This window comes from Mycobacterium lehmannii, from assembly GCF_001499925.1.
Taxonomy (GTDB): domain Bacteria; phylum Actinomycetota; class Actinomycetes; order Mycobacteriales; family Mycobacteriaceae; genus Mycobacterium; species Mycobacterium lehmannii.
Genome location: NZ_LQIR01000002.1, coordinates 44662 through 61544 on the forward strand (window position 1 = coordinate 44662; position 16883 = coordinate 61544).

The following is a 16883-nucleotide window of genomic DNA, read 5'->3' on the forward strand; positions in this document are numbered from 1 at the left end:
ATCGACGTATTGGCGGAAATGGTCGAGGAAAACCCGCCAAATCGTAAGTCTCGGCGATTGCAGCGTTAGCTGGTGCCCAGCGGGTCGATGGTCCAGGCGACATAGAGCATCGTCGCGCTGACGGTCGCGGTGGTGACGAAATCGACACCTCGGCTGCGAACCGCCAGCAGCCCCGCCCGTTCGTCGCTCAACATCAGCCGCAGCGCGGCAGCCACCCCGACCCCGATCGCCATCACCAGCGCGCCGCGTCGCCAATATCCCGCGACCACCAGGACGAACGCGGCGGCGAAGATCAGCCCGACCGACCAGAACGGCCACTGACTCGCGAAAACCTTGCGCGCGAACTCCTTTGGCGTCACGTCGCCGCCAGTGCCTCCGCGCGCTCGACCACGTTCGTCAGAAGGAACGCCCGCGTCAGCGGGCCAACGCCACCCGGATTAGGCGAGACGTGGCCTGCGACGTCCCAGACGTCGGGGTGGACGTCACCGACGAGCTTGCCGTTCTCGTCGCGGCTGACCCCGACGTCGACGACCGCCGCGCCGGGTCGCACCATCTCGGCGGTCACCATATGCGGCATGCCCGCCGCGGCGATGATGATGTCAGCCTCTCGGGCCAGCTCCGGGAGATGGCGAGTCGCGGTGTGGCACAACGTCACCGTCGCGTTCTCCGAACGACGGGTCAGCAGCAGTCCGAGCGGGCGACCGACCGTCACACCGCGGCCGATGACGACGACCTGCGCGCCGGCGATCTCCACCTCGTAGCGGCGCAGCAGGTGCACGATCCCGCGCGGGGTGCACGGCAGCGGTGCCGGTTCGTTGAGAACCAGCCTGCCGAGGTTCGTCGGATGCAGACCGTCTGCGTCCTTGCCCGGGTCGACGCGCTCCAGGGCGGCGTTCTCGTTGAGGTGCTTGGGCAGCGGCAACTGCACGATGTAACCGGTGCACTCGGGGTTGGCGTTGAGCTCGTCGATCGTCTCGTCGAGCGTGGCCTGGCTGATGTCGGCAGGCAGGTCGCGGCGGATCGAGTTGATGCCGACCTTCGCGCAGTCGGAGTGCTTACCGCGCACGTAGGCCTGAGACCCGGGGTCGTCGCCGACGAGCACCGTGCCCAACCCCGGCGTACGTCCCGCCGCGGTCAGCGCCGCGACCCGTTCGGTGAGGTCGACGAAGATCTCGTCGCGCGTGGCCTTGCCGTCCAGTGTGATCGCACCCACGGGTCACAGTCTGGCATGCTCTGAGACCATGAACACTCAGCCCAATGTGTTCACCCCGGCCAAGCTCGGCCCGGTGACGCTGCGCAACCGGATCATCAAGGCGGCGACGTTCGAGGCGTCGACGCCGGACGCGCTCGTCACCGACGAACTGATCAACTTCCACCGACTGCCCGCCGCCGGCGGAGTCGGGATGACGACGGTCGCCTACTGCGCGGTCGCCCCCGGCGGGCGCACCGACGGCTGGCAGCTCTGGATGCGCCCCGAGGCGGTGCCCGGCCTGAAGCGGCTGACGGAAGCGGTCCATGCCGAGGGCGCGGCGATCAGCGCGCAGATCGGCCATGCCGGCCCAGTGGCGAATGCGCGGACCAACAAGGCCAAGGCGCTGGCGCCGATCCGCTTCTTCAACCCGCTGTCGATGCGGTTCGCCAAAAAGGCCACACGTGAGGACATCCGCGACGTCACCGAGGCCCACGCCAACGCCGCGCGCCTCGCGATCGAATCCGGTTTCGATGCGGTCGAGATCCATCTCGGCCACAACTACCTGGCCAGTTCGTTCCTCAGCCCGCTGCTCAACCGCCGCACCGACGAGTTCGGCGGTTCCCTGCAGAACCGCGCCAAAGTGGCCCGCGGCGCCGTCATGGCGGTGCGGCGCGCGGTGGAGAAGGAAGGTGCCCCTATCGCGGTGACTGCGAAGCTGACCATGACCGACGGTGTGCGCGGCGGTATCCCGATCGAGGAGTCGCTGCAGACCGCGAAGTGGCTCGAGGAGGACGGCGGGCTGGACGCCATCGAGCTGACGGCGGGCAGCTCGCTGGTCAACCCGATGTACCTGTTCCACGGCGACGCGCCGGTCAAGGAGTTCGCAAATGCGTTCAAGCCGCCGATTCGGTGGGGCATCCGGATGACCGGCAAGAAGTTCCTGCGCGAGTACCCCTACCGCGACGCGTTCCTGTTGCGCCACGCCCAGAAGTTCCGCGCCGAACTCAAGATGCCGCTGATCCTGTTGGGCGGCATCACCAACCGAGAGTCGATGGACCTCGCGATGGCCGAGGGATTCGACTTCGTGGCGATGGGACGCGCGCTGCTGGCCGAACCGGACCTGATCAACCGCATCCAGGCCGACAGCTCGGTGCAGTCGATCTGCGATCACTGCAACAAGTGCATGCCGACGATCTACAGCCACACCCGCTGTGTGCTGACCGGGGCGCCGGACAACTATCAGCCGTCGACGGCGGGCCGCGGCTCGACGTAGGCCACCATCGGTTCGGTCACCAGCACCTGGTCTCCGGCGGTCACGACGAGTTCCTTGGGCGAAAACGTATATGTGGCGCCCTCGTTCTCGACGGTGAAGACGCCGTCACTGTCTTCGACGGCAGGCGCGGTCAGCACCAGACCGTCGCTCATCCGCACCCCGCGGTACTCGTAGCTGCTGCCACGTTCGCAGATCGCGACGAGCGCGAACTGGGTACGGCCCAAAGCCGCTGGCTGCCATGGGGCCTCGCAACGGGCTTCGGAGTCGACGAACCCACGGGCGTCGATCGCGATGGCGCCTTGCGCATCGACCGTCGGCGCCAGGAACGCCGCTACGACACAGAGCCCGCCAATGCCGAAGACCAGGAAAGGCGCCCGAGACACCATGACCTATGGTGACCACGTTTCGTCGCCATAAGCGCGCGACTCGCCGTACGACCGGCAAACTTTCGTGGTCGGAGCACCGGGTCGGACATGCCTACCGTTAGAGTTGGCGACGATGTCCAATGTCGCCGGCGGTCCGGCTCCGACGAGCCGAGCTGCTTCACCCGCGCTCACCGTTCGGTACGACGGATCGACCCGAACCTTCGCGGCGGGCAATGACGTCGTCATCGGCCGCGATCTGCGCGCCGACGTTCGCATCGCCCATCCGTTGATCTCCCGTGCGCATCTGGTGTTGCGCTTCGACCAGGGCCGCTGGGTGGCGATCGACAACGGCAGCCTCAACGGGATGTTCGTCAACAACCGCAGGGTTTCCGCGGTCGACATCCACGACGGTCAGACGATCAACATCGGCAATCCCGACGGTCCGCGGCTGACTTTCGAGATCGGCCGCCATCAGGGCGCGGTCGGCCGGACACCGACCGTGGCGGTGCCGATCGCCAACCAGCGACCGACGGGCAACTACCCCACCGCGCCGCCACCCCCGCCGGTTTCGGGACCCCACTCGGCTCCGCACACCGCGCGGCCGTACGGTCCGCCGCCGGGTCAGGCGCGTCCACAACCGACCTATCCGAGTGCGCCTCCCCCGCCCCGGCATCCCAGCACGCCGCAGCCCGCGGCCTATACGAGCCCTCAACAGCCGGTGCGTCAGGTGATATCGTCCCCGGCGCTCGAGTCGGCGACGATGATGGGACCGACCGCGGCTCCGCGCTCCAGCGAGGGCAACCTCGCCACGAGCATGCTCAAGATTCTGCGGCCGGGAACCAGGCCGCCGGACAACGTCCCCGGCGCAGTCAAGATCGGTCGAGCCACCGACAACGACATCGTCGTACCCGACGTGCTGGCGTCGCGCCACCACGCCACGCTGGTGCCGACGGCGGCCGGTACCGAGATCATCGACAACCGCAGCATCAATGGCACGTTCGTCAACGGTGCACGCGTGGAGTCCGCGCTGCTTCGCGACGGGGATACGGTCACGATCGGCAACATCGACCTCGTCTTCTCCGGCGGCACACTGGTCCGCCGCAGCGAGAGCGAGGCCGCGACCCGCACCGGCGGACTGGAAGTTCACGGCGTCACGTGGACCATCGAGAACAACAAGACGCTGCTGGACAACATCTCGATCGCCGCGCGGCCCGGGACTCTGACCGCGGTCATCGGCCCGTCGGGCGCCGGCAAGTCGACGTTCGCCCGGTTGGTCGCCGGCTATACCCATCCGACGACGGGCACGGTGACCTTCGAGGGCCACAACGTGCACGCCGAATACGCGTCGCTGCGCTCCCGGATCGGGATGGTCCCCCAGGACGACGTCGTGCACGGTCAGCTGACCGTCCGTCAGGCGCTCATGTACGCCGCGGAACTGCGCCTGCCGCCGGACACCACGAAGGCCGACCGGGAACAGGTCGTCATGCAGGTGCTCGAGGAACTCGAGATGACCAACCATCTGGAGACCCGCGTCGACAAGCTCTCCGGCGGCCAGCGCAAGCGCGCTTCGGTTGCGCTCGAACTGTTGACCGGCCCGTCGCTGCTGATCCTCGACGAGCCGACCTCGGGTCTGGACCCCGCACTGGACCGTCAGGTGATGACGATGCTGCGGCAACTGGCCGACGCCGGGCGCGTCGTGCTGGTCGTCACGCACTCGCTGACCTATCTCGACGTCTGCGATCAGGTGCTGCTGCTGGCGCCCGGCGGAAAGACCGCGTTCTACGGCCCGCCCAGCCAGATCGGCCCGTCGATGGGCAGCACCAACTGGGCCGACATCTTCAGCTCGGTGGCCAGCGACCCCGAGGCGGCCAACGAACGCTTCCTGTCCCAGCACGGGCCTCCGCCACCGCCGCCGCCGACCGAGGAGCCGTCCGATCTGGGCAGCCCGACGAGCACGAGCGTACGGCGACAGTTCTCGACGATCGCGCGCCGACAGGTGCGACTGGTGGTGTCCGACCGCGGCTACTTCGCGTTCCTGATGCTGCTGCCGTTCATCATGGGCGTGCTGTCGCTCTCCGTGCCCGGTGACGTCGGGTTCGGCGTGCCGGTGCCTGCGATACAGGGCGGCCCGGCACCCAACGAGCCGGGCCAGATCCTGGTCATGCTCAACGTCGGCGCCATCTTCATGGGCACCGCGCTGACCATCCGGGCGCTGATCGGCGAACGGGCGATCTTCCGCCGCGAGCAGGCCGTCGGATTGTCAACGACCGCATACCTTTTGGCGAAGGTGTTCGTGTTCACCCTGTTCGCGATCGTCCAGTCGGCGATCGTCACGGCGATCGCGATCATCGGTAAGGGCTGGGGTCCCGGGGCCGTCGAAAGCGGCGCGCTCATCGGCAACCGCAGCATCGAGTTGTTCGTCGACATCGCGGTGACGACGGTGGCCGCGGCGATGGTGGGCCTGGCGCTCTCGGCGTTGGCCAGGTCCAACGAACAGATCATGCCGCTGCTGGTGGTGGCGATCATGTCCCAGCTGGTGTTCTCGGGCGGCATGATCCCGGTGACGGACCGGATCGTGCTCGATCAGATGTCCTGGTTCACCCCTGCCCGTTGGGGTTTCGCGGCTTCGGCCTCGACGATCGACCTGATCCGGTTGGTGCCTGGCCCATTGACGCCCAACGACCGACACTGGGAACACAGCGCGGGCACATGGCTGTTCGACATGGGCATGCTGGCGCTGATCTCCATCGGCTACACGGCGTTCGTGCGCTGGCGGATTCGGCTGAGCAGTACCTAGCCTCGGGCAGGGGCGAGCCGCTTGAGGGCGAGACCGCCCTCGAACGGGCGGTAACCGAACGCGGGCGGCGAGACATAACCCGTATCGCCCAGCGGTGTATGCACTTCGGCGACCGTCGGACCGATCTCGGAGGCGACCGGGACGAGGGCGTCCAGGTCGAACCGGTACAGCCGGGCGGCATTCCCGGCGAGGATCTTGCGGCACACGTCCTCGGGTTGGTCGTGCAGTGCCCAGCGGATCGCCAACTTGGAGTGCGGCGCGAAGCCTTCCTCGTGCGGGTAGTCGCTGCCCCACATGACGTGGTCGGCACCGAGGTAGTCGATGGTCGACGACTCGTACGGCGTCAACTCCGATGCCAGGTAGCAGTTCCGCTTGGCGTAATCGCTGGGCTCCATGGTCAATTCGTCGATCGACGAGCCGCCGAACATTCCGTACGTGCGGTTCCCCGCTTCGGATTTCATCGAGGGCACCATGACGTCGAGCAGCATCATCTGGTCCTGCAGCCACAGCGTTCCCTGCTCGGTCGGCACGAACCGCAGGGTCGGATGACGCTCGAACACCCCGGCGAGGATGAGGTGCGAAACCGTGCGTTGCGCCCACATCGCCATCTCGGTGACCAGCACGGCATTCGACGCCGGCTGATCCATCGGCATCAGCGGGCTGCCGGCTCCGGCGTGCTGAACCACGGTCAGGTCGAGTTCCGCGCACAGCGCCCAGATCGGTTCGTAGCGGGTGTGGAACAGCGGTGCGACGTTGGGGTCACCGGGTGAGACGGCGGGTAGCAGCACGCCGCCGAAGCAGCCCTTCTCGGCGCCCCAGCGGATCTCCTCGAGCGCCAGGTCGACATCGTTGGGGAACACCTGAATCAGCCCCCGGCGCCGCGCCGGCGCCAACGAACAGAAGTCGATCTGCCACCGGTTGTGGGCCTGCACACCGGCCCATCGCTTCTCGAACTCGTCGCGGGTGCGCGGCAGCGTGATGGTGATGTTCGGGGTGGTCGGGAAGAACGGCGGGACGGTGTTGGGAAGCAGCACTTCGGCCGCCACCCCGTCGGCGTCCATCTCCGAAATCCGAAGCTCATGGCTCCAGTTGCGCTGCGCGGTGGCGATGATCAGGTCGTCGAACGGGCTGACATAGGTCGCGGCCCATGCGTCGAAGTCGTCGTGCAGCCGGGCGGGCAGGTAGGCCTTGTAGTCGCGCAGGTCGGCCCCCGCGTGGGTGTCGGTGGAGATGACGACGTAGCGATCGAGGGTGTCCCATGTGGCGGCCATCTGCCCATTCTTTCTCCGGACAGATGGCCGCATGCGGTTTCGGCGCTATTGGCCGCACCCGCTCATGACAGCAGCCAGTCGTTGGGTGAGAACAGCTCACTGTGCACCCGCGTGGCCGGCACACCCCGCGCGAGCAACTGAGTACGGACCGCCTGCACGAAACCGTTGTTGCCGCACAGGTAGATCTCGGCGGTCGCAGGCAACTCGATGCCGTCCAGCGTGAGCAGCCCCGGATGCACGCCCGCCCGTCCAGCGGTCAGGCCGTCCTCATACCAGACGTCCAGCGAGCCGTTTTTCAGCTGGGCCATCAGCTCGTGCTGTCGCTCTCGCAGCGGGTGGCTGACGTCGCTGCGGTCGGCGTGCAACACCTGCACCGGGGTGGCGGGCGCGTTGGCCGCGAGGTACTCCAGGATGCCGACCATCGGGGTGATGCCGATCCCGGCCGAGATGAGCACCAGTGGTTGGTCCCCCGTGGGCGCGGGCAGATCACCGAATGGCACGGTGACGTCGAGGATGTCGCCGACGCAGACGTTCGACGCGATCCAGGTGGACACCTCGCCGGCGGGCTGATCGCCAACGGCGGCGACCGGTCTGACCGCGAACGTCAGGTCCTCTCCCGGAGCGTTGACGAGGCTGTACTGGCGCAGCTGACGCGCACCGTCGGGCATCGTGACGCCCACCGAAACATACTGTCCCGGAAGGAATTCCGGGAACCCGCCACCGACCGGGCGGACGGTCAGCAGCACCGCTCCCGACGGGTCGTCGAGCCGGGAGACGACACGGACGCGACGGTAGACGTCACCGTCGGCGACCCCCGCGGCCGCGTAGAGCGCGCGCTCGATGTCGATCAGGGTCTGCGCCATGATCCAGTAGACCCGGTCCCACGCGGCGGCCACCTCGTCGGTCACCGTGTCAGCGCCGAGTACCGCGACGATCGCGGCGAAGAGATGCTCGTGCACGATCGGGTACTGCTCGGCGGTGATGCCCAGTGACGCGTGCTTGTGCCCGATCCGGGACAGCAGTTCGGCCGGGTGCGGAAGCTGTGGGTCGACGAGGTGGGCGGCGAAGGTCGCGATCGACGCCGCCAAGGCCCGCTGCTGAGCACCTTGGGCCTGGTTGCCGCGATTGAACAGGTTGCGCAAGAGGTCCGGGTGGTTGGCGAACAGGCGGCGGTAGAACTCCGTGGTGATCTCGTCGATGTGCGCACCGATCAGAGGAAGCGTGACCGAAACGATCTCGGCGTGTTGCGGATCGAGTTCAGCGGGTGCGGCGGCAATGGCGGTCATCGGGGGGCCCTTTCGGCGGGTTGGGGAAGAGGTTCTGGGTCGGCGCCCTTGAGCGGTGGCCCGTGGATCAGGAGAAGCCCTGCATCCCTTGTCAAATCGGCGATGGTGTGGCGGTCGAGCTCGCGGTAGAACGCCTCCTTGGCGTCGGCGAGCGCACGGCGCAACCGGCATGCCGACACCAATGGGCACGGGTGGGCGCCGTCGCAGTCGATGACCTCCCGGTCACCCTCGAGGCGCCGGATGAGCCAACCGAGTGACGCTTCGCGGCCGGCCGCGGTCAGGGTCAGCCCGCCGACCCTGCCGCGCTGAGTGTTCACCACGCCGAGATCGGCCAATCGGGCGACCGCCTTGGCGACGTGGTTCTCCGAGGCGTTCGCACCGACCGCGATCGACCGGGTGGTGACCCGGCGGTCCTCTGCTTCGCCGGCGGCGAGCAGCATCATGGTCCGAAGACCGAGGTCGGTGAACCGAGTGAGCTGCATACGACAGAACGTAGTAATTCGGTATTGCGGATGCGAGTTTTCCCGATGTGTGCTTAAACACCACGTACGCTGCGGTTTTTTGATCAGGCGATTCGCGGCATCCGCCGCCGCATCATTCCCCGTGGATGTTCAGGCCGTGCGCGGCGGCGAACGCGAGCGCTTGGTCGACGTCGATCTTCACGCCGGTGAGGCCAGCGGTGGTCCACAGTGTCGGGTCGGTCCTGGCGCCGCGAAGGTCGGCCTCGTCGAGTCGCAGGTTCTGCACCCGCGCCCCGCTCAGATCCGCGCCGCGCAACACCGCCTTGCGCAGATCGGCGTCGACGAGGCCTGCCTCACGCAACCGGCATCCGGTGAGATCCACACCCCGCAGATCACATCCGCCGAGGACGGCCATTGTCAGGTCGACGTCGACCAGCGTCATCGGCCGAAGGCGGCTTCCGGTGAATACCGATCCGAGCATGCTGCATTGTCGAAATACGCTGTGGTGCAGGGTCGCTCGCTCGAACCGGCAGTTCCGAAACGCCGAACCGGCATGTTCGGATTCGGTGAGGTCGACCCCGCGGAAATCACATTCGTCGAAGACCACGCGTTCGGTGCGCAGCCTGCTGAGGTCGTCGTCGCGGAAGTCGCGGCCGGTGTAGTGCTCGTCGCTCCACAGTGTTTCGTCGGGACGCACTCGGTCAACCGGGCAGGGAGGTCAGGTTCGCCAGAGCGTACTCGGTGATCGCGATCAACGCCGCCTTGGCGGACTGCCGGTCACGCGCGTCGACGGTGATCACCGGAACGTGCTCGCCCAACGCCAACGCCTTGCGTACCGCGGCGGCGGGATGCCTTGGCGCGCTGTCGAACTCGTTGATTGCGACGAGGAAGGGCAGGTTACGCGCCTCGAAGAAGTCGACCGCGGCGAAGCTGTCCTGTAGCCGCCGCACGTCGACCAGGATGATGGCTCCGATCGCGCCGCGGACGAGGTCGTCCCACATGAACCAGAACCGGCGCTGACCGGGCGTGCCGAACAGGTACAACACCAGGTCATCGGCCAAGGTGATGCGACCGAAGTCCATCGCCACCGTCGTCGTGTTCTTCTCGGGCGTGGCTTCCAGCCCGTCGACACCCGCCGAGGCGGCGGTCACCAAGGCCTCGGTCCGCAGCGGCACGATCTCGGAGACCGCGCCGACGAACGTCGTCTTCCCGGCGCCGAAGCCGCCCGAGATGACGATCTTGGAAGAAGCCGGCTGGCCCGAGGGTTTCGGTGCTCGGCGCTCCTCAAAGTGCCTTGAGGCCACGCAGTGTCCTTCCTATCAACTCACGTCTTTCGTCGATGTCGGTCGACTCGCCCAGGGTGCTGCCGACCGCCACATAACCCTGCGTCACGAGATCCCCGATGAGCACCCGCGCCACGCCGAGCGGCAACGATAACTTCACAGCGATCTCGGTAACCGACGGGCGGTCGACGCATATCGCCACGATCTGCCCGCGCACGTCGTTACCCGGCCAGCGCGGCGGCTTGGCCGAGTCGACCGCCTCGATCGGCGCTTCCAGCGGCAGCGAGACGCGGGAGTCGGTGCGGCCCGCGGTCAGGATGTACGGCCGGACCAGGCTCGGCTCGGCCGCGACGTCGCCCTCCCATTGGTTTATCGGCGGCTCACGAATGTTGGCGTGCGCGCCGGCGCGCCGACTGGACGACGGTGCCCACCCGCTCGACCAATACCGCCATCTCGTAACCGATCTGGCCGATGTCGCAGTTGCGTGCCGCCAGGGTCGCCAGGTTCGAGCCGTCGCCGACGCGCATCAACAGCAGGTAGCCGTTCTCCATCTCGACCACCGACTGCAGCACGTGGCCGCCGTCGAAGAGTTGCGCCGCACCCGTGGACAGGCTCGCCAGTCCGGAGGCCACGGCCGCGAGTTGGTCGGCCCGCTCGGTCGGGATGTGCTCACTGGCCGCCATCAGCAGCCCGTCGGCGGACACCAGCACCGCGTGCGTCACCCCCGACACTTCGCGGGCGAATTTGGAGACCAGCCAGTCGAGCGAGTCACGCTGCGTCGAACGGGCCGGGTACGTCATTCGGTATCGGTTCCTCTGGTCTCTCGTGCGTGCGAGCGGCCGGCGTGCACCCCGCCGAAGTGGCTGCTGATGCTGGCGCGAACGGCGTCAGGATCGCGTTGCTTGGCTCCCGGTTCGGCGCCCAACTCAGCCGCCGATGCTACCTCGCCGGTCTGCGCGGCGCCCGGCACGAGGCGGGCACCCGGAGTGCGCACCGGAAGCCCGTCGTCGGTGACTTCGGTGACCGGGGCCTCGTCAGCGGCGGCCGCGGCCGACCAGCCGTGGTCCCAGACCGATTCCCAGTTCAGGTCCTCGCTGTTGGCGAGTTCGGTCGGGTCGACCAGCCACTCCGAGAGCATGCTCTGGTAGATCGAGTCGTCGGCATCGGCCGTTTCCGCCGCTTGTGTCCGCGCCGCGAAGAAGCTCGAGGTGTCCGTCGGCCGGCCGGCCGGTTCCGGCTCCTCGACTTCCTCATCCGGGGTGGCCGCGATACCGCTGGCGCCGGGGTTGCGCTGCGGCAGGACCGCGATCGGCGCATCAGAGTGGCCATTGGCGTGCCTCGGCTCATCGAGCGCCAGCGCCGTCGCGATCCCCGAATGGGCGTCGGCGGGCGTGGCGTACTCGGGCTCGCTGAACTGATGCGGCTCCCCGGGCCGCCTCAACAACTCGCTCGGAACATACACACCGGCGGTGGTGCCCGAATCCGGCTCGCCACCGATCGTGGACCGCAACCGGACCACCAGCCCGTGCTGCGCGGCGAGGCGCCCCACGACGAACAACCCCATGTGCCGCGCGGTGTAGGGGTCGACCTGTCCGCCCGACTGCAGACGGGAGTTGGCCACCCGCAGATCCGACTCGGTCATCCCGAGCCCGATGTCACTCACCTCGATGACCAGTCCGCCGTTGGCGGTGTGCACCGCCGACACCCGCACCTGTGAGATCGGCGGCGAGTAGCGCAGCGCGTTGTCGAGCAGTTCGGCGAGCAGGTGGACCAGGTCACCGGCGACGGCGCCGACGACCTCACTGTCGGGAACGGTCGCGGTAACGACCCGGGTGTAGTCCTCGACCTCGGAGGCCGCGGCATTGATCACCGCGGAGACCGGAACCGGCTCGGCCTGCTCGCGAGGAACCCTCGCGCCGGACAGCACCAGCAGGTTCGCGCCGTTACGTCGCATCCGGGCGGCCAGATGGTCCAGCCGGAACAGGCTCTCGAGCCGCTCGGGGTCCTCCTCGTTGCGCTCCAACCGGTCGATCAACGCCAATTGCTGGTCAACCAGTGAGCGGCTGCGCCGCGAGAGCGTCTCGAACATGTCCCCGATCTGCAGCTGCAACCGCGACTGTTCGGCGGCGAGGAAGACGGCCTGCTCGTGCAGTTCATCCACGGCATGGGCCACCTGGCCCACCTCCTCGGTCGTGTGCACCGGGATCGGGGTGATCTGCGAGGCGTCACCACCGGCTCGCACCCGCTCGATTTCTGCGCCGAGGTCTTCGTGGGCGACCTTGAGCGCGCTGTCGCGCAGACGCCGCAGCGGTCGCACCAGCGTGCGCGCCACCAGGACCACGATGATCAGCGCGACCAGCATGGACACACCGACGATGACCGCATCGCGGATCAAGGTGGTGCGCTGAGCGTCGGCTCGGTCCCGCACGGCCGACGTGACCGCCCCGGTGGTCCGCTCGATGATCTGGGACGCGATCTGATCGGTTGCGGCCACCGACCCCAGTAGTTCGGGGTTGTTGACCAGTGGCACCGCCGGGTCGGTCATCAGCGCCATCCGCTTGACGAACTCGGCCTGCAGCGCCTTGGCCTCGGGCGATCCCACCCCGAGCACCTGGCTCATACCGAACAACGTCGACGGCTCGGTGCCGGCAAGTGCGATCACCGCGGTCCGCAAATCGGGCTCGGGCAACTCGGCACCGCGGGTGAGCGCGAGCGTCTGCATCGTCATCTGGCCGCGCGCCCCGATCGCCCGGGCCAGCCCGACGGTCTCCGCGCGGATGCGTTCGTCGTCGACGCGGACCGAGCCGGTCACCGCATCCTCGGCGGGCAGCAGCAACAGCGCGTAGGCCTGGATGCTGTCGCGCAGTCCGACGCTGTTCGAGGTGACCCTGTCCATCAGCGCCTGACCGTCGTCGATCATGGTGGTGATGCCCTGGCGGACGTCCGGAGCGACGTCGGTGGCCTCCATCCGGAGCTGGAGTTCACGACGGCTGCTGTCGAATCGGCTCAGCGCGGCCTGCATGTCACCGTTGGCCTCACCATTGGGCGAGGTGGCCAGCATCGCCGCTTCCAACGCCTCCATGTAGCGCTCGATCGCGGGCACCATTTCGGCGCGTTCGGCGGCGCGTCGTAGATCGGCCTCCGCGGTCACGTCGCCGTAGATGCGCAGGCCGCCGAACGTTGCGGCCACGATCAACGGCACCAGGACGATCGCGAGCACTTTCCACCGGACCGGCCAGTTGGACAAGGCCCACCGCGACGGCCGTTTGACCGGCGGCTCGGGTTCGCGCGGGGAGAACACGCTCATCGGCGCACGGCTGTTCGCAGGGCCGGCGGCTTCATCGTCAGCGATGGCACGTCATTCATGAGACTTCCCACTGATTTTCTACTGATCTGCCCACCCCGGCGGGCCTGTTCCGGCCCTGGCAATTGGACGAGTATGCCAGCGATGTGCGGCCGAATCCACCATTCTTACTGAACAGACAGAGTTGAAAACCGCAGGTGAAAAGCGGTGTGAGGATACCGAGCAAATACCGGGACCCGATCGTGATGTGACCCCGGCAGCAGCGGCCGCCTACGCCGGGCGAAGGACTGCGACGAGGAAGTCGGAGTCGTCGGTGAACGGCCGCACATCCCACGTCGACAACAGCACATCCGGCGCGAGACCCGCGTTCGAGGCGTCGTCGAAGAAGTCGGCGAACGCGTAGTCACGACCGGCGCCGAAGCCGATCACCGCCCGCCCGTCGTCCTTCAGATGGGCGCGCAGCCGGGTGAGCACCTCGCCACGGGTGCTCGGCGCCAGGAACGTCATGACATTGCCCGCCGACAGGATGACGTCGAACTTCTCGGTGATGCCCCGCGCGGGCAGGTCGAGTTCGGCGAGGTCGCCGACGAGCCACTGTGGGCCCGGATGGTCCTGTTCGGCCGCCTCGATCAGCGCCGGGTCGACGTCGACGCCGACGACGCGGTGACCGGCGGCAGCGAGGTAGCCGCCCAGGCGGCCCGGTCCGCACCCCGCATCGAGGATGTGGGCGCCCCGGGGAGCCATCGCGTCGATCAGGCGCGCCTCACCCGCCAGGTCGTCACCGGCTCGCGCCATGGCGCGGAATCGCTCGATATACCAGTGGGAATGGCCGGGGTCGGCCGCCACCTTCTGCATCCAGAGGCTCTTCGCGACCATGCGAGCATTATCCCTTCGCCCCCTAAGCGCTCTCCACCGAGAGGTGCCAGTTGTTCAGATTGATGTTCTACTCACCGCGCATCGCGCCCAATACGGGTAACGCGATCCGGATGGTGGCGGGCACCGGCTGCGAACTGCACCTGGTGGAACCGATGGGATTCGACCTGTCCGAGCCGAAGTTGCGGCGGGCCGGCCTGGACTACCACGACCTGGCGTCGGTCTCCGTCCATCCCGATCTGGCCGCTGCATGGTCCGCGATGGCGCCCGAGCGGGTCTATGCGTTCACCGCGCACGCGACGACGTCGTTCACCGATATCGACTACCAGCCGGGTGACGTGCTGATGTTCGGGCCGGAACCGTCTGGCCTCGACGAGGCGACGCTGGCCGACCCGCACATCACCGCGCAGGTACGGATCCCGATGCTGGCCGGCAGGCGCTCGCTGAACCTGTCGAACGCGGCGGCGGTCGCGGTGTACGAGGCGTGGCGCCAGCATGGGTTCAGCGGCGCGACCTGAGCATCACCTTCCGATGAGCGCTTGCGCGAAGAGACTCACCAGGAGTCGAAGTGGACGATCTGCTCGACGGGCAGCCGCTTGGCCGGACGGAAGTCGGTGCCCTTGGTGTAAGCGATCGGGAACAACCCGCCCTGACGGTATTGGTCGAACGGGATACCCAGCACGTCGGCGGCCAGCTTCTCCCCCTTACCGACCAGATGCAGTGTCGTCCACGCCGATCCGAGGCCGCGCGAACGCAAGGCGAGCATGAAACTCCACACCGCGGGCAGCAGTGAACCCCAGAACCCGGCGCTTCCCGCAGTGGCGACCTCGGGGCTGCCCTCCAGGCAGGGGATCAGCATGACCGGCACTTCGTGCAAGTGATCGTTGAGGTACTTGGCGGATTCGGTGACGCGTGGGCGCTGCTGATCGCGTGCGTCGCCGTAGGTGGGTTTGGGCGCGTCGAGGTAGGGCGTCGCGTTGTGCCGATAGATGTCGGCGAGGGCCGTCTTCTTGTCCGGATCTTCGACGAACATCCACTGCCACCCTTGGGCGTTCGATCCCGTCGGCGCCTGGATGGCGAGCTCCAGACATTCGAGCAGCACTTCCCGCGGTACCGACTTCTCGAGATCGAGCCGCTTTCGCACCGAACGCGTGGTGGTCAGGACTTCGTCGACAGACAGGTTCAGGGTCATTTTCCGAGACTACATTCGCGGTATGGCAGTCAATTTCACCCAGGAAGTCGTCGACCGGCTCTCGTCGGACAAGCACGGCTGGTTGACCACGGTGGCCAAGTCCGGACAACCCGTCCCGAAATTGGTGTGGTTCTACTTCGACGGGACTTACGTGCTCGTCTACACCGAACCGAGTGCCGCGAAAGTCAGGCATATACGGGCGCATCCACGGGTCAGCCTCAATCTGGACTCCGATGGAAACGGCAGCGGGATCATCGTCGTCGGCGGACCCGCGACCGTCGATGCCGAGGGCGCGAATCCGCTGCACGACGAGCGGTATCGCGCGAAATACGCCGAGTTGGCGGCCAGCCTCGGTTTCAGCGACGAGTTTCTCGCCGCCTACGACACGCGGCTGAGGATCAGCGTCGACAAGGTCTGGACCACGCCCACCGAGGGTTAGCGCGCTGCGGGCACCGGCGCCGTTTTCACGGGCCGCACCGCAAGCGCACACAGGCCGACCGCGGCGATCGCCAGGAACGCGGCCCGTCCACCGGCCAGGTCGATGAGCGCACCGGCCACGGGCGCGCCGAGGGCTTGACCGGCCGCGAGCGTGAAGAACGACAGGCCGACCCCGGATGAGGTGCTGTCGGGATACAGGCGGGCGCTCCACAGCAGCGCCAAACCCGTCAACGCGATGTAGGCCCCGCCGAACAGCGTGGCGGCCGCGATCATGACGCCGAGGTTCCACGGGGCGGCCGCCAACAGCGCCGTCGCCGAGGCCATCGCGACGGTCGCGCACACCCAGGCCCACTGCAGTCCGATCCGCCGCACCACATCACCGGCGAGCGCCCCGGCGATGCCCGCCGCGCCGATGACGATCCACAGCAACGACGAGCGGGTGGCGTCCGCCCCGCCGACCGTGGCGATCAGGTCGCGGCCGAAGGTCCACACCGCGACGCTGCCAACGCCCGTCAGCAAGGATGCCAGCAGCAAGCCGAAAGTGCCTGTGCGCCAGAGCGGATCGACCCGTTTCGCCGCGCGCTGCGAGTTGGCCGGCACGGCGAGGAACACCCAGACGGTCACCGCCGCCGAGACCAACGCGTACACCACCCACGCCGCGCGCCACTGGCTCAGCAGCAGCAGCGCGATCGGCGCCGACAGCACCACACCGATTCCGGTGCCGCCGTTGACGACGGTCTGGGCGCGTTCTGCCGTGTTCGGCGGCACGTGTTGGGCGACCGCGGCGGCCAGCGGCGGTGAGACGATGCCGGTGCTACAGCCGGCGACCAGCACACCGACCGCGAGCACCCAGGCCGAGGGCGCGAGCGCGATGATGGAGATCCCCAGCGTGGCAACGACTCCGGCGGCGACCGCGACCCGTCGCGGGCCGATGCGGTCGGTCAGCAGCAGGCTGGCGGTGATCGCCGCGCAGTAGCCGATGTAGCTGCCCGCACCGATCACGCCGGCGATGGTGGGGCTCAGGTGGAAGGTCTCGCCGAACACCGGGCCGAACAGTCCGTAGGAGAACCGCCCGAAGCCGTAGCAGCAGGCGATCAGCGCGGTGCCCGCACCGACGAGAAGGTAGACGGGTCGCCGCACCGCTCAAC

General features: G+C 67.8%; 18 protein-coding genes. 4 read left to right on the top strand and 14 right to left on the bottom strand.

The features are described 5' to 3' along the window. Positions 1-65 precede the first annotated feature (65 nt). A complete protein-coding gene (locus AU192_RS03010) occupies positions 66-359 on the bottom strand; it encodes a DUF3017 domain-containing protein (protein ID WP_064394249.1) in 294 nt (97 codons plus the stop codon). Beyond that, positions 356-1213, bottom strand: coding sequence for a bifunctional methylenetetrahydrofolate dehydrogenase/methenyltetrahydrofolate cyclohydrolase (locus AU192_RS03015; RefSeq protein WP_064394250.1), 858 nt, complete (start codon positions 1211-1213; stop codon positions 356-358). The genes AU192_RS03010 and AU192_RS03015 overlap by 4 nt, the downstream gene beginning before the upstream one ends. 28 nt (positions 1214-1241) lie before the next feature. Here AU192_RS03015 and AU192_RS03020 point away from each other — a divergent pair, with 28 nt between their 5' ends. After that, the gene (locus tag AU192_RS03020) at positions 1242-2465 is read left to right on the top strand and encodes an NADH:flavin oxidoreductase (RefSeq protein ID WP_064394251.1); all 1224 of its coding nucleotides are present in this window, start codon (positions 1242-1244) and stop codon (positions 2463-2465) included. Here the strand turns inward: AU192_RS03020 and AU192_RS03025 are convergent. Next, on the bottom strand, positions 2432-2848 hold the full coding sequence (locus tag AU192_RS03025; RefSeq protein WP_131805099.1) for a hypothetical protein: 417 nt from the start codon (positions 2846-2848) through the stop codon (positions 2432-2434). The two genes, AU192_RS03020 and AU192_RS03025, sit on opposite strands and share 34 nt — an antisense overlap. A gap of 115 nt (positions 2849-2963) precedes the next feature. On the opposite strand from AU192_RS03025, the gene AU192_RS03030 reads away from it, so the two are divergent. After that, positions 2964-5627, top strand: a complete 2664-nt coding sequence (locus tag AU192_RS03030) for an FHA domain-containing protein (RefSeq protein ID WP_064394253.1) — start codon at positions 2964-2966, stop codon at positions 5625-5627. Here the strand turns inward: AU192_RS03030 and AU192_RS03035 are convergent. The 9 genes from AU192_RS03035 to AU192_RS03075 all read right to left on the bottom strand — a co-directional run bounded on the left by AU192_RS03035 (position 5624) and on the right by AU192_RS03075 (position 14108). Continuing rightward, on the bottom strand, positions 5624-6898 hold the full coding sequence (locus AU192_RS03035; protein WP_064394254.1) for an amidohydrolase family protein: 1275 nt from the start codon (positions 6896-6898) through the stop codon (positions 5624-5626). The genes AU192_RS03030 and AU192_RS03035 overlap by 4 nt on opposite strands. 62 nt (positions 6899-6960) lie before the next feature. Further along, positions 6961-8184, bottom strand: a complete 1224-nt coding sequence (locus tag AU192_RS03040) for a globin domain-containing protein (protein ID WP_064394255.1) — start codon at positions 8182-8184, stop codon at positions 6961-6963. Further along, a complete protein-coding gene (locus AU192_RS03045; protein ID WP_064394256.1) occupies positions 8181-8666 on the bottom strand; it encodes an RrF2 family transcriptional regulator in 486 nt (161 codons plus the stop codon). Before AU192_RS03045 ends, AU192_RS03040 begins: the two co-directional genes overlap by 4 nt. Before the next feature lie 112 nt (positions 8667-8778). After that, positions 8779-9342 carry a pentapeptide repeat-containing protein gene (locus AU192_RS03050; protein ID WP_064394257.1) on the bottom strand — a complete coding sequence of 188 codons (564 nt, stop codon included), beginning with the start codon at positions 9340-9342 and terminating at the stop codon, positions 8779-8781. A gap of 4 nt (positions 9343-9346) precedes the next feature. Further along, a complete protein-coding gene (locus AU192_RS03055) occupies positions 9347-9949 on the bottom strand; it encodes a GTP-binding protein (RefSeq protein WP_064394258.1) in 603 nt (200 codons plus the stop codon). After that, positions 9930-10301, bottom strand: a complete 372-nt coding sequence (locus tag AU192_RS03060) for a DUF742 domain-containing protein (RefSeq protein ID WP_064394259.1) — start codon at positions 10299-10301, stop codon at positions 9930-9932. The genes AU192_RS03055 and AU192_RS03060 overlap by 20 nt, the downstream gene beginning before the upstream one ends. 7 nt (positions 10302-10308) lie before the next feature. After that, complete coding sequence (locus tag AU192_RS03065; RefSeq protein ID WP_064394260.1) at positions 10309-10728, bottom strand: roadblock/LC7 domain-containing protein; 420 nt, start codon at positions 10726-10728, stop codon at positions 10309-10311. Next, on the bottom strand, positions 10725-13235 hold the full coding sequence (locus AU192_RS03070; RefSeq protein WP_064394261.1) for an ATP-binding protein: 2511 nt from the start codon (positions 13233-13235) through the stop codon (positions 10725-10727). The genes AU192_RS03065 and AU192_RS03070 overlap by 4 nt, the downstream gene beginning before the upstream one ends. 267 nt (positions 13236-13502) lie before the next feature. Then, entirely contained in the window at positions 13503-14108 is a 606-nt protein-coding gene (locus AU192_RS03075) for a class I SAM-dependent methyltransferase (RefSeq protein ID WP_064394262.1), read from the bottom strand. A 50-nt stretch (positions 14109-14158) separates the two neighbouring features. On the opposite strand from AU192_RS03075, the gene AU192_RS03080 reads away from it, so the two are divergent. Further along, the gene (locus AU192_RS03080) at positions 14159-14623 is read left to right on the top strand and encodes a tRNA (cytidine(34)-2'-O)-methyltransferase (protein WP_064394263.1); all 465 of its coding nucleotides are present in this window, start codon (positions 14159-14161) and stop codon (positions 14621-14623) included. A gap of 35 nt (positions 14624-14658) precedes the next feature. Here the strand turns inward: AU192_RS03080 and AU192_RS03085 are convergent, their stop codons facing one another. Continuing rightward, entirely contained in the window at positions 14659-15297 is a 639-nt protein-coding gene (locus AU192_RS03085; protein WP_064394264.1) for a nitroreductase family protein, read from the bottom strand. A 22-nt stretch (positions 15298-15319) separates the two neighbouring features. On the opposite strand from AU192_RS03085, the gene AU192_RS03090 reads away from it, so the two are divergent. Next, the gene (locus tag AU192_RS03090; RefSeq protein ID WP_064394265.1) at positions 15320-15736 is read left to right on the top strand and encodes a TIGR03667 family PPOX class F420-dependent oxidoreductase; all 417 of its coding nucleotides are present in this window, start codon (positions 15320-15322) and stop codon (positions 15734-15736) included. On the opposite strand, the gene AU192_RS03095 is transcribed toward AU192_RS03090, so the two are convergent. After that, complete coding sequence (locus tag AU192_RS03095; protein ID WP_064394266.1) at positions 15733-16875, bottom strand: MFS transporter; 1143 nt, start codon at positions 16873-16875, stop codon at positions 15733-15735. The two genes, AU192_RS03090 and AU192_RS03095, sit on opposite strands and share 4 nt — an antisense overlap. Between the last annotated feature and the right edge of the window lie 8 nt (positions 16876-16883).